The organism is Agromyces sp. NPDC029043, from assembly GCF_055564615.1.
On record NZ_JBVHVX010000006.1, the window covers coordinates 184,045 to 196,766 of the forward strand.

Sequence of the window (12,722 nt, forward strand, 5' to 3'; positions counted from 1 at the left end):
TCCCCGTGGACCCCCAGCGGGTTCCATGGTGCCCGCGCGCGGGGCTCGGGTAGCGTGGAGGCCGACGGGCGGTTCCGCTGCGGTCCGCCCGGGGATGGGGAGCGACGATGGCGAGACTGAAGTCGGTGACGCGTTCGAACAAGCTCGGACCCGAGGAACGAGCGGCGGCGATCGCCCGGCTGAAGGAGAAGGAGCTCGACCTCCTCGTCGTCGGCGGCGGCATCGTGGGCACGGGCGCGGCCCTCGACGCCGTCACCCGCGGGCTCTCGACCGGGCTCCTCGAGGCCCGGGACTGGGCGTCGGGCACCTCGAGCCGGTCGTCGAAGCTCGTGCACGGCGGCATCCGCTACCTCGAGCAGCTCGACTTCCGCCTCGTGCGCGAGGCGCTCATCGAGCGCGGCCTGCTGCTGCAGCGCATCGCGCCGCACCTCGTGAAGCCCGTGCGGTTCCTCTACCCGCTGCAGAAGCGCGTGTTCGAGCGGTTCTACGTCGGCGCGGGCATGCTCCTCTACGACATCTTCAGCTACACGGGCGGTCGGCCGCCGGGCGTGCCGCACCACCGGCACCTGTCGAAGCGCCAGGTGCTCCGCGCCATCCCGTCGCTGTCGCCCGACGCGCTCGTCGGCGGGCTCACCTACTACGACGCCCAGGTCGACGACGCCCGCTACGTGGCGTCGCTCGCCCGGACCGCGTCGTTCTACGGCGCGCACGTCGCGAGCCGCGTGAAGGTCGAGGGCTTCGTGAAGGTCGGCGAGCGCGTGGTCGGCGTGAAGGCGCACGACCTGCAGACCGACGAGCACTTCGAGATCCGCGCGAAGCAGGTCGTGAACGCGACCGGCGTGTGGACCGACGACACCCAGCGCATGGTCGGCGAGCGCGGCACGTTCAAGGTGCGCGCCTCGAAGGGCATCCACCTCGTCGTGCCCCGCGACCGCATCCAGTCGGCCATGGGCATGATCTTCCGCACCGAGAAGAGCGTGCTCTTCGTCATCCCGTGGGGCCGGCACTGGCTGATCGGCACGACCGACACCGACTGGAACCTCGACAAGGCGCATCCCGCCGCCACGGCGGCCGACATCGACTACCTGCTCGAGCACGTCAACGCCGTCATGGCGATCCCGCTCACGAGGGAGGACGTGGAGGGCGTGTTCGCCGGCCTGCGGCCGCTGCTCGCGGGCGAGAGCGAGTCGACCTCGAAGCTCTCGCGGGAGCACGTGGTCGCGCACACCGTACCCGGCCTGGTCGTCGTCGCGGGCGGCAAGTGGACCACGTACCGCGTGATGGCGAAGGACGCGATCGACGCGGCCGCCGACGCGCTCGACGGCCGGGTCCCGCCCTCGACCACCCAGGACATCCCCCTGCTCGGCGCCGAGGGCTACCAGGCGGCGTGGAACAAGCGAGGCAAGATCGCGCGCGCGTTCGGCGTGCACAAGGTGCGCATCGAGCACCTTCTGAACCGCTACGGCACGCTGACCGACGAGCTGCTCGACCTCATCAGGGAGACGCCCGAGCTCGGCGAGCCGCTGCCGGGCGCCGACGACTACCTCGGCGCCGAGGTCGTGTACGCGGCTTCGCACGAGGGTGCACTGCACCTCGACGACGTCCTCGCACGCCGCACGCGCATCTCGATCGAGGCCTGGGACCGCGGGGTCTCGGCAGCGCCCGTCGCGGCGCGGCTCATGGCCGGCGTGCTCGGCTGGGACGCCGATCGCGAGGCGCTCGAGGTCGAACGCTACCTCCAGCGCGTCGCAGCCGAGCGCGCGTCGCAGCAGCAGCCCGACGACGAGTCGGCCGACCGGGTGCGGCTCGAGGCGCCCGACATCGTGAAGGTCGACTGACTCCGGCCCCGGCCGGGCGCCGGGGCTCGCAGGGAGCGCGCGGCCCGCGCGGATAGAATCCACGGGACATGCTCCGGATGATGCTGCGCCCGCGGTGGGTGCTCGCCCTGCTCGCCGCCCTCGGCGTCGCGGCGGGCTTCGCGATCCTCGCGCAGTGGCAGGTCGGCCGCGCCGTCGACGAGGCCACCGTCGTCGAACGGCCCACCGAGGAGGTGCGCCCGCTCGGCGACGTCGCCCAGCCCGACGGCCCGACCGAGCAGGCCGCGACGGGGCAGCGCGTGTCGGTGCGCGGCGAGCTCGTGCCGGGCGACACCGTGCTCGTGCAGGGCCGGCTCAACGACGGCGTGACCGGATGGTGGGTGGTCGCCCACCTCGAGGTGACGGATGCCGCGCCGGGCGGCCTTCCCGTCGCGCTCGGCTGGGCGCCCGACGAGCAGGCGGCGCGCGACGCGCTCGCCGAGGTCGACGCCGACGCACGGGGCGGGGGAGAGGTCGAGGTCGTCGGCCGCTTCCTGCCCAGCGAGGCGCCCGTCGCACCCGATCACGACGGCGACCCGAACGCGATGACGACGGTCGCCGTCGCCCACCTCATCAACATCTGGGCCGACTACGACGATCGCCCCGTGTACTTCGGCTACGTCACCGCAGCCGACCCCGTTGCGGGCCTCGAGGCGATCTCGTCGCCCGCGCCGGAGCAGGAGGCCCAGCTGAACTGGCTCAACGTCTTCTACGCGATCGAGTGGGTCGTCTTCGCGGGCTTCGCGGTGTACCTCTGGTACCGGCTCGTGAAGGACGCGGTCCATCGCGAACGCGAGGAGGCCGAGCTCGAGGCCGAGCAGGCGGCGGCCGCTGCGGGCGCCGGCGCGGGCGGCGACCCGACGCACGGCTGAGCGGCATTCCGCCTGCGGCGAACTCGGGCCGCGACATCCGCTCGCGGGGCGAGGATGCCGGTGTGAGCGACGATCCGACCGAGCGACCCGACCCCCGGGACGGCGCCGACGCCCGCGCCGAGGACCCCCTCGACGCGTACTCGCGCGTTGTCACCCGCGTGGCCCGGGAGCTGCTGCCGAGCATGGCGAGCCTCGCCGTGCGCTCGCGGCGCGGGCAGGGCACCGGCAGTGCGAGCGTGGTCTCCGCCGACGGCGTGCTCCTGACGAGCGCGCACGTCGTCGCGGGCGCCGACCGCGCGGAGGCGGCGTTCGGCGACGGCACCGCGATGACCGCCGACGTGATCGGCCGCGACCCCCTCTCCGACCTCGCGGTGCTGCGGGCGCACGGTGCCGTGCCCGCGCCGGTGCCGCTCGGCGACGCACGCGAGCTGCGCGTCGGCCAGCTCGTGGTCGCCCTCGGCACGCCGCTCGGCTTCGCCGGCAGCGTGACCGCGGGCATCGTGTCGAACCTCGGCCGCTCCCTGCCGACGGCCGCGGGCCGGGTGGTCGACGAGGTGATCCAGACGGATGCCGCGCTGAACCCCGGCAACAGCGGCGGCGCGCTCGCCGACGGACAGGGCCGCATGGTCGGGGTCAACACGGCCGTCGCCGGCATCGGCCTGGGACTCGCGGTGCCCATCAACCCGGCGACGCGCGCGATCATCGACGCGCTCGTCGCGCACGGCCGCGTCCGGCGCGCGTGGCTCGGCATCGCCGGCGCGCAGGTGCGCCTCGCCCCGGCCCTCGCCGAGCGCATCGGATCGCCCACCGGGCTGCAGGTGACGGCGGTCGTGACGGGGAGCCCGGCGGAGGCCGCGAACATCCGCCCCGGCGACATCGCCGTGAGCCTCGACGGCACCGACATCGTGACCGCGACGTCGATCCAGCGCCTCATGGTCGAGGACGCGATCGACCGCGAGGTGGAGATGACCGTGTGGCGCGGCGGCGCGCTCGTGGACGTGTTCGTGGTGCCGCGCGAGCTCTCGGGCGCCTGATCGGCGCCCCCGCGCGATCCGACTCGGGAATCGCCCAGTCCACCGCCCCGTAGACTGGACGTCATGCCCCTCGAGCCCAAACCGGCCGATTTCCCGCGTATCCGCGGGGCCCTGAAGTTCTACATGATCGCGTCGAACATCACGGGCGTCATGCTGCTGCTGCTGTGCGCCGAGATGCTCCTGAAGTACGTGTGGCACCTCGAGCTCTACGCGTTCGGCCCGAACGGCCTGCTCTCGTTCGAGCCCGTCGTCGAGACCGCCGAGGGCCTCGAGTCCACCGGCCAGGGCGTCAACCTCTCGACCGGCATCCTCATCGCGCACGGCTGGTTCTACGTCGTGTACCTGTTCAGCAACTTCCGGCTGTGGAGCCTGATGCGCTGGCCGTTCTGGCGCCTGCTCCTCCTGGCCTCCGGCGGCATCGTGCCGTTCCTGTCCTTCTTCCTCGAGGCCCGCATCGGGCGCGAGGTGCGCGCGTACCTGGCCGAGCGTGAAGCGGATGCCGCGGCCCCGCGCCCTGAGTCCGAGTCCGAGTCCGTGGAGGCCGCCCAGTGAGCGAGACCCAGCAGCGCCCGGTGCTCGTCGTCGACTTCGGCGCGCAGTACGCGCAGCTGATCGCGCGACGCGTGCGCGAGGCATCCGTCTACTCCGAGATCGTGCCGCACACCATCTCGGCCGAGGAGGTGGCCGCGAAGGACCCGATCGGCATCGTGCTCTCGGGTGGGCCGTCGTCGGTGTACGAGGAGGGGGCGCCCGCGCTCGACCCCGGCATCCTCGAGCTGGGCGTGCCCACGCTCGGCATCTGCTACGGGTTCCAGGTCATGGCGCAGCAGCTCGGCGGCGAGGTCGCGCACACCGGCTACCGCGAGTACGGGTCGACGGCGGCGACCGTCCGCGTCGACGGCAACGCGCTGCTCGGCGGGCAGCCCGAGCACCAGACCGTGTGGATGAGCCACGGCGACTCCGTCGCGGTCGCGCCCGACGGCTTCGAGGTGCTCGCATCGACCGCCACGACGCCCGTCGCGGCGTTCGCGAACGACGAGCAGGGCTTCTACGGCGTGCAGTGGCACCCCGAGGTGAAGCACTCGCCGTTCGGCCAGGATGTCATCGAGAACTTCCTGCACAAGGCCGCGGGCATCCCCGCCGACTGGAACTCCGGCAACGTCATCGCCGAGCAGGTCGCGCGCATCCGGGAGCAGGTCGGCTCGGGCCGCGTCATCGCGGGCCTCTCGGGCGGCGTCGACTCCGCGGTCGCCGCCGCGATCGTGCACGAGGCCGTCGGCGACCAGCTCGTATGCGTGTTCGTCGACCACGGCCTGCTCCGGAAGGACGAGCGCAAGCAGGTCGAGGTCGACTACGTCGCCGCGACCGGCATCCGCCTCGTCACGGTCGACGCGCGGGACACGTTCCTCGACGCGCTCGCCGGGGTCAGCGACCCCGAGGAGAAGCGCAAGATCATCGGCCGCGAGTTCATCAGGGCGTTCGAGCGCGCCGAGCGAGACCTGGTCGCCGAGGCCGAGGCCGACGGCGAGCCGATCCGCTTCCTCGTGCAGGGCACGCTCTACCCCGACGTGGTCGAGTCGGGCGGCGGCACCGGGACCGCGAACATCAAGAGCCACCACAACGTCGGCGGCCTGCCGGAAGACCTGCAGTTCGAGCTCGTCGAGCCGCTGCGCGCCCTCTTCAAGGACGAGGTGCGCGCCATCGGCCGCGAGCTCGGCCTGCCCGAGGCCATCGTCGGCCGCCAGCCGTTCCCCGGGCCCGGCCTCGGCATCCGCATCGTCGGCGAGGTCACGCGCGACCGGCTCGAGGTGCTGCGCGAGGCCGACGCCATCGCGCGCGCCGAGCTCACCGCGGCGGGCCTCGACCAGGAGATCTGGCAGTGCCCGGTCGTGCTCCTCGCCGACGTGCGCTCGGTGGGCGTGCAGGGCGACGGCCGCACCTACGGCCATCCCATCGTGCTGCGCCCGGTCTCGTCGGAAGACGCGATGACCGCCGACTGGACGCGCCTGCCCTACGACGTGCTCGCGAAGATCTCGAACCGCATCACCAACGAGGTGCGCGAGGTCAACCGCGTCGTGCTCGACGTCACGTCGAAGCCGCCGGGCACCATCGAGTGGGAGTGATTCGCTAGCCTGAGCCGCATGGGCGTCGTCGAGAACTCGAAGCTGTCGGTCGTCGGGGCGGGGAGCGTGGGCACGAGCCTCGCGTACGCCGCGCTCATCCGCGAGTCCGCATCAGAGGTCGCGCTCTACGACATCGCCCGTGAGAAGGTCGACGCCGAGGTGCTCGACCTCGCGCACGGCACCCAGTTCACGCGATCGCGCGTGAGTGGCGGGGCCGACCTCGACGCGGTGGCGGGCTCGCACGTCGTCGTGATCACCGCCGGCGCGAAGCAGCAGCCCGGGCAGAGCCGGATGGAGCTCGCGGGCACCAACGTCGGCATCCTCGAGCGGCTGCTGCCTGGCCTGCTCGAGCGCGCGCCCGACGCGGTCTACGTGCTGGTCACGAATCCCGTCGACGTGCTGACGCTCGCCGCGCAGCGCATCAGCGGACTGCCGCCCGAGCGTGTGTTCGGATCCGGCACCGTGCTCGACACCTCCCGCCTGCGCTGGCTGCTCGCCGCCCGGGCCGGGGTCGCCACCGCGAGCGTGCATGCCGACATCGTCGGCGAGCACGGCGACACCGAGTTCCCGCTGTGGTCGAACGCGCGCATCGGGCCGGTGCCGATCCTCGACTGGCGCGGCGGCGAGCCGTTCACGCGCGACGAGCTCGACGGCATCGCGCACGAGGTGCGCAACGCCGCGTACACGGTCATCCGCGGCAAGGGGGCCACGAACTACGCCATCGGTCTGACCGGCGCGCGCATCGTCGAGGCCGTGCTGCGCGACGAGCGCGCGGTGCTGCCCGTGAGCACCGTCCTGTCGAGCGTGCGCGGTCTCGAGGGCGTCGCTCTATCGCTCCCGAGCGTGGTCGGCGGCGACGGCGCCGCGGTGCTCGCCGAGACGCCGATGTCGGCCGACGAGGAGGGGCTGCTCGCGGCATCCGCCGACGCGATCAGAGCGGCGGGCGCGACCCTCGGCATCTGAGGCGGTCGCCGGCCGATGCACCATCCGCTTGTCCGATCCGCCGAAATGTTCGCGAGCGTGTCGATCCGGCGCCTTCCCGTTCGACGTCAGGAATGAGAGGGTCGAAGGGCGACCCGAACACGCGAGGAGCGAACCACCATGGCGAGGTACATGCTGATCATGCGGGCCACCGACGAAGCCGTCGAGGCCTACCAGGACATCCCCTTCGACCAGGTCATCGAGGCGATGGGCCGGTACAACGAGGAGCTGATGAAGGCGGGCGTGATGCTCGCCGGCGAGGGCCTGACCGATGCGAGCGAGGGCTTCGTCGTCGACTTCTCGGCCGAGCCGCCGCTCGTCACCGACGGCCCCTACGGCGAGACGAAGGAGCTGTTCAACGGCTTCTGGATCCTCGACGTCTCCAGCGCCGAGGAGGCCGCGGAGTGGGCCAAGCGCTGCCCGCTCGGTCCCGGCGCGAAGCTCGAGGTGCGTCGCGTGTCCGAGATCGAGGACTTCCCGCAGGACAACGAGTGGATCCAGAAGGAGGTCGGCTGGCGCGCCGAGCAGGCCGAGCGCCTGGCCGAGGAGGCCCGCCGCGCGGCCGCGAAGGCCTGAGTCCCCGGCCGTGACGACGGATGCCGCGACGGCCCGCCCCGCGGACCCCGAGTCCGCCCGGCGGGCCGTCGCGGCGGTGTGGCGCATCGAGTCCGCGCGCATCGTCGCGACGCTCACCCGCATGGTCGGCGACTTCGCGCTCGCCGAGGACCTGGCGCAGGACGCGCTCGCCGAAGCGCTCGCGCAGTGGCCCGCCTCGGGCATCCCGGCCAACCCAGGGGCGTGGCTGACCGCGGTCGCCAAGCGCCGGGCGATCGACGGATGGCGCCGCCGCGAGCGCTACGACGAGCGGCTGGCCGCCATCGCGCACGACCTCGAACGCGAGCAGGCCGAGGCGGCGGATGCCACGGGCGACCTGCCGTACGACCCCGACGCGATCGACGACGACGTGCTCCGCCTCGTGTTCGTGTCGTGCCATCCGGTGCTCTCGCGCGAGGCGCGCGTCGCGCTCACGCTGCGCGTGGTCGGCGGACTCACGACGGAGGAGATCGCGCGGGCGTTCCTCACGCCCGTGTCGACGGTGCAGCAGCGCATCGTGCGCGCCAAGAAGACGCTCGGCGACGCCGGGGTGCCGTTCGAGGTGCCGCCGCGTTCGGAGTTCCCGGCCCGGCTCGGCACGGTGCTCGGCGTGCTGTACCTGATCTTCAACGAGGGGCACTCGGCGTCGGCGGGGTCCGACCTCATGCGGCCCGAGCTCAGTCGCGAGGCGCTCAGGCTCGCGCGCGTCCTGGCGGGCCTGGTGCCCCGCGAGCCCGAGGTGCACGGGCTGGTCGCGCTCATGGAGCTCACCGCAGCACGATTCCCCGCGCGGCTCGACCCGCACGGCGACCCCGTACTGCTCGCCGACCAGGACCGGCGCCGGTGGGATCGCTCGGCGATCACGCGCGGGCGGGCGGCGCTCGCGCGCGCCGACGCGATCGGGCGCGGTCGCGGGCCCTATGCGCTGCAGGCGGCGATCGCCGAGCAGCACGACGTCGCGGCATCCGTCGACGACACCGACTGGCCGACCATCGTGGCGCTCTACGAGGCGCTGGGGCAGGTGGCGCCGTCACCGGTCGTCGACCTGAACCGTGCGGTGGCCGTCGCGATGGCGGATGGCGCGGGGGCGGGGCTCGCGATCGTCGACGGGCTCGCGGCCGACGGACGGCTCGCGCGGTACCACCCGCTGCAGGCGGTGCGGGCCGAGCTGCTCGAGCGGCTCGGGCGGGCGGATGACGCGCGCGAGGCGTTCGCGGAGGCGGCGCGCCTCACCGCGAACGAGCGCGAGCGGGCGGTGCTGCTCGCGCGGGCCGCGCGGCCGGACGCGCACTGAGACGCGGAACGGGCCGCCCCCGGAGGGACGGCCCGTTCGCGATGCGTGATGCGGCGCGGGCTAGTCGCGCGTGATCGCGAGGATGCGCAGGATCTCGAGGTACAGCCAGATGACCGTGACCATGATGCCGAAGGCGCCGGTCCACGCGTACTTCTTCGGGATGCGGTTGCGCACGCCCTGCTGGATGAAGTCGAAGTCGAGCACGAGCGAGTAGGCGGCCATGATCACGACCAGCACGCCGATGACGAGGCCCAGCGGGATGCCCATGATCTCGGCTCCCCGGAGGCCCCAGGGATCATCGGTCACGCCGAACAGGATCAGGCCGAAGTTCACGAGCGAGAACACGACGTACCCGACCATCGCGATCAGGAAGATCTTCGTGGCACGAGCCGACGCACGGATCTTGCCCGACGCGAACAGCGCGAGCGTCACGCCGACGACGACGAGCGTGGCGATGACCGCCTGCGCGACGATGCCGCCGCCGTAGGCGAGCTCGTACCACGCCGAGATGCCGCCGACGAAGATGCCCTGGACGCCCGCGTACGCGAGGACGAGGGCCGGCGACGGCTCCTTCTTGAAGATGTTGACGAGGGCGAGGACGAAGCCGGCGATGCCCGCGCCGATCCAGAGGAACGGCACCGTCTGCACCGTGAGCCAGCCGATCGCCGCGCCGACGAGCAGCACGCCGAACGACGCGGCCGCCTTGGCGATCGAGTCCTCGATCGTCATGACCTCGCGGTCGGGGAGCGTGGCGGGCTGGTTGTACATGTCACGCAGTTGCTGGGCGGACATGTCCTGTGCGACAGCCACCGCCCCCTGGTTGGAGAACGCCTCGTTACGTGAGAAGGCGGGGTTGTTGAGAGCCATTGCTGTGGTTCCTCTGCTTTCGGCTTTCCGTCGGGTGGAGGGGAATCACGCGGACCGATCTGGTCGCGTCCCTCCAACCTACCGGGTTCATCCGTGTCAACGCCGTGAATTCCCGCGACATTCCGCGGGTGCCCGTGCACCCGTGGCTACGCTGGGGGGATGCTGCCAGGCCCTGCCGAGCGTCCCTTGGTCATCGGGCACCGCGGCGCGCCGGGGTACCGTCCCGAGCACACCGAGGCGTCGTATCGCCTGGCGTTCGCGCTCGGCGCCGACGCGGTCGAACCCGACCTCGTCGCGACGCGCGACGGCGTGCTGGTGCTTCGGCACGAGAATGAGATCTCGGGTACGACGGATGTCGCCTCCCGCGCCGAGTTCGCGTCCAAGCGCACCACGCGCGAGGTCGACGGCACCGCGCTCACGGGCTGGTTCACCGAGGACTTCACGTGGGCCGAACTGGCGACGCTGCGTGCGACCGAGCGGCTCGGCGCCGTGCGACAGCACGGCGCGACGTTCGATCGGCGGTATCCGGTGATCCGGTTCCGCGACCTGCTCGGCCTGCTCGACGGCGCATCCGACGAGTCGGGCCGCGCGATCGGACTCGTGGCCGAGTTCAAGCACGCGACCCACTTCGCCGCGCTCGGACTGCCGCTCGACGAGCTGTTCGCGGCCGAGCTCGCCGCGGGCGGGTGGGGCCGCGGCGACGACCGGCTCATCTCCGAGTCGTTCGAGCCGACCCTGCTCGAGCGCCTGCGCGACCGGGGCATCGGGGGCGCCAAGGTCCTGCTCGTCGAGGATGCCGGTGCTCCCGCCGACCTCGTCGCCGCGGCCGCGACATCCGGTGGCCGGGCGCGCACGTACGACTCGTTCGTCACCGAGGAGGGCCTGCTCGGACTGGCCGGCGTGGTCGACGGGGTCAGCGTGGGAAAGCGTCGCCTCGTCGGCGGGCCGCGTTCGTCGACGGATGTCGCGTCGGCCGCCCGTCGGGTCGCGCCCGGCGCACCGCTGCGGGGCTCCGAGCTCGTCGATGCGGCGCACGCCGCGGGCCTGGCCGTCTTCACGTGGACCCTGCGCCCCGAGAACCGCTTCCTCGCGCAGCCCTACCGTCGCGGGGCGTCGCGCGGCGCCTGGGGCGACTGGATCGGCGAATTCACGCGCATCATGTCCACTGGCGTCGACGGGGTCTTCCTCGACCACCCCGATCTCGGGATCGAGGCGCGTCGCGCGCTCGCCGGCGCGTGACGCGCCGTCGCCGCCCGCGTGTCCGCTCCTTCGCTCGCGACCCTCGCTTCCCAAATCCCGGCGCGTTCGCGCCACCCCGTTCTCCCGCGAGTACCGAGTTCGCGCGGGTGCACCCGCAGCAACTCGGGATTCGCGCGGGGGAGCGTGGTGCTCGCCACCTCGTTCTCCCGCGAGTTCCGCGTTCGTGCGGGTGCACCCGCAGCAACTCGGGATTCGCGCGTGGGGAGCGTGGTACTCGTCACCTCGTTCTCCCGCGAGTTCCGCGTTCGTGCGGGTGCACCCGCGGAAACCCGGGATTCGCGCACGTCGGCCCGCGCAGGCGAGCACGCGAGGGCGGCGCGTTCGAGCCACCTCGTCTTCCCCCGAGTACCGAGTTCGTGCGGGTGCACCCGCGGAAACCCGGGATTCGCGCACGTCGGCGGTGCGCAGGCGAGCACCCGAGAGGGCCGGCGCGACTGGTCAGGCGCGCCATCCGCGGGACTGGAGCGCAGCCGTGACCAAGGCCACCACCGTCGAATCGCTCATGTCCTTCCGGATCCGCACCACGACCCAGCCGGCCACCGAGAGGGCGTTGAGCCGATCGACGTCGCGGCCGAACTGGGCGGGGTCCTCGCGGTGCTGCTCGCCGTCGTACTCGACGACGACGCGATACTCCGCGTAGACGAGATCGCCCGGCGTCGAGCTGCCGTCGGCCAGCCGGATCGGCTGGTTCAGCGCCGGCTCGGGCAGGCCGGCGACGACGAGCAGTTCGCGCAGCCGGGTCTCGCGCGGCGACGCGGACCCGGCGCGGAGGCGTTCCCGCGCCGCCCGGACCTTCTTCGCGCCGCGGCGCGACCCGAACCGCGCGATGGCGGCATCCAACTCGTCAGGCGAGCACAGCGGGGTCGGCCAGCCGAGCAGGCGGTCGCCCGCCTCCACGAGTTCGTCGAGCGCGAGCAGGCTGCCGAGCTGGCACCAGGCCTCAGCCGGCGCGAGGACGGGCAGCCCGAGGTGTCGGCGCACCTCGGGGCGCCGCTTCGCACGGTGGCCGACGACACCCACGGCCTGCGGCTCCCGGCGAGCCGAGCCGACGTGCAGACGCGGGTCCTGCTCGACGCGACGCGGGAGCGGCATGCCCCAGAGCTGCGCCGCGGTGGCGTGGCTGAACCAGTGCTCGCCCGGCATCCGCCTCAGGTAGGCGTCGCATCGTTCCCGCAGCGTCGCGGGCGGAGAGATCGCGCGGACGCCGCGGTAGGGGCGCACGAGGTCGGCGGCCCGGAGTCGTGACGGCTGAACGCCCCGGCCGGCGGCTTCGCTGATGTGGAAGGGCGCGATGCGGAACTCGAGGGGGAGGAAAGCGCGGCGCACCATGTCAACGACGATCCCGGACGTCCACCTGCCCTGGTGTCCGGACGGCCAAAGCGGGGATTTCGTCGACCGGGTATGTGCGTGTGCAGGACGAGTCGCGGTAGGACCCCTCGCGCGAATCCCGCGTTTGCGCGGGTGAACCCGCCCAAACGCGGGATTCGCGAAAGAGGCGGTAGGGGGAGGCGGAGGCGGGGGCGAGGGCGGCGGGGAGGCGGCCGCGACGCTCCGAGCGGATTGGTGCCTCGCGAGTTCCGAGTTGATGCGGGTCGACCCGCAGAAACGCGGGATTCGCGAAGGAGGCGGTAGGGGAGAGGGGGCGGGGAGGCCGGCGGGGAGGCCGACGCGACGCCTCGGGCGGGTGGTGCCTCGCGAGTTCCGGGTTCGTGCGGGTGGACCCGCAGAAACGCGGGATTCGCGAGAGAGGTGGGAACGGACCCGCGGAAACACGCGGGGCGCGATGGAGGGCGGGGGTGGGGGCTCGATAGGATCCAGCAGCGCGCGGGAACGCCCGCGGC

Annotated in this window: 11 protein-coding genes; 9 read left to right on the forward strand and 2 right to left on the reverse strand. The window is 72.8% G+C overall.

Annotated features, from left to right (window positions below; genetic code table 11):
• The first annotated feature begins 107 nt into the window (after window positions 1–107).
• From ACZ4TW_RS10365 to ACZ4TW_RS10400, 8 genes are all read left to right on the forward strand, one after another.
• Entirely contained in the window at window positions 108–1,838 is a 1,731-nt protein-coding gene (locus ACZ4TW_RS10365) for a glycerol-3-phosphate dehydrogenase/oxidase (RefSeq protein WP_465542630.1), read from the forward strand.
• 68 nt (window positions 1,839–1,906) lie between these two features.
• Complete coding sequence (locus tag ACZ4TW_RS10370; protein WP_465542631.1) at window positions 1,907–2,728, forward strand: SURF1 family protein; 822 nt, start codon at window positions 1,907–1,909, stop codon at window positions 2,726–2,728.
• A 62-nt stretch (window positions 2,729–2,790) separates the two neighbouring features.
• Window positions 2,791–3,762 carry a S1C family serine protease gene (locus tag ACZ4TW_RS10375; RefSeq protein WP_465542632.1) on the forward strand — a complete coding sequence of 324 codons (972 nt, stop codon included), beginning with the start codon at window positions 2,791–2,793 and terminating at the stop codon, window positions 3,760–3,762.
• A 63-nt stretch (window positions 3,763–3,825) separates the two neighbouring features.
• Complete coding sequence (locus tag ACZ4TW_RS10380; protein ID WP_465542633.1) at window positions 3,826–4,314, forward strand: DUF3817 domain-containing protein; 489 nt, start codon at window positions 3,826–3,828, stop codon at window positions 4,312–4,314.
• The gene (gene guaA, locus ACZ4TW_RS10385) at window positions 4,311–5,885 is read left to right on the forward strand and encodes a glutamine-hydrolyzing GMP synthase (RefSeq protein ID WP_465542634.1); all 1,575 of its coding nucleotides are present in this window, start codon (window positions 4,311–4,313) and stop codon (window positions 5,883–5,885) included. Before ACZ4TW_RS10380 ends, guaA begins: the two co-directional genes overlap by 4 nt.
• A gap of 18 nt (window positions 5,886–5,903) precedes the next feature.
• On the forward strand, window positions 5,904–6,848 hold the full coding sequence (locus ACZ4TW_RS10390) for an L-lactate dehydrogenase (protein WP_465542635.1): 945 nt from the start codon (window positions 5,904–5,906) through the stop codon (window positions 6,846–6,848).
• Window positions 6,849–6,986: 138 nt separating this feature from the next.
• Window positions 6,987–7,442 (forward strand): YciI family protein, encoded by a 456-nt coding sequence (locus ACZ4TW_RS10395; protein WP_465542636.1) that lies wholly within the window; start codon window positions 6,987–6,989, stop codon window positions 7,440–7,442.
• Between the two features lie 10 nt (window positions 7,443–7,452).
• Complete coding sequence (locus tag ACZ4TW_RS10400; protein ID WP_465542637.1) at window positions 7,453–8,754, forward strand: RNA polymerase sigma factor; 1,302 nt, start codon at window positions 7,453–7,455, stop codon at window positions 8,752–8,754.
• Between the two features lie 60 nt (window positions 8,755–8,814).
• Here the strand turns inward: ACZ4TW_RS10400 and ACZ4TW_RS10405 are convergent, their stop codons facing one another.
• Entirely contained in the window at window positions 8,815–9,621 is an 807-nt protein-coding gene (locus ACZ4TW_RS10405) for a Bax inhibitor-1/YccA family protein (RefSeq protein WP_465542638.1), read from the reverse strand.
• 159 nt (window positions 9,622–9,780) lie between these two features.
• Between ACZ4TW_RS10405 and ACZ4TW_RS10410 the strand changes: the two genes are divergently transcribed.
• On the forward strand, window positions 9,781–10,860 hold the full coding sequence (locus tag ACZ4TW_RS10410; RefSeq protein WP_465542639.1) for a glycerophosphodiester phosphodiesterase family protein: 1,080 nt from the start codon (window positions 9,781–9,783) through the stop codon (window positions 10,858–10,860).
• Between the two features lie 459 nt (window positions 10,861–11,319).
• Here the strand turns inward: ACZ4TW_RS10410 and ACZ4TW_RS10415 are convergent, their stop codons facing one another.
• Window positions 11,320–12,210 (reverse strand): DUF559 domain-containing protein, encoded by an 891-nt coding sequence (locus ACZ4TW_RS10415; protein ID WP_465542640.1) that lies wholly within the window; start codon window positions 12,208–12,210, stop codon window positions 11,320–11,322.
• Between the last annotated feature and the right edge of the window lie 512 nt (window positions 12,211–12,722).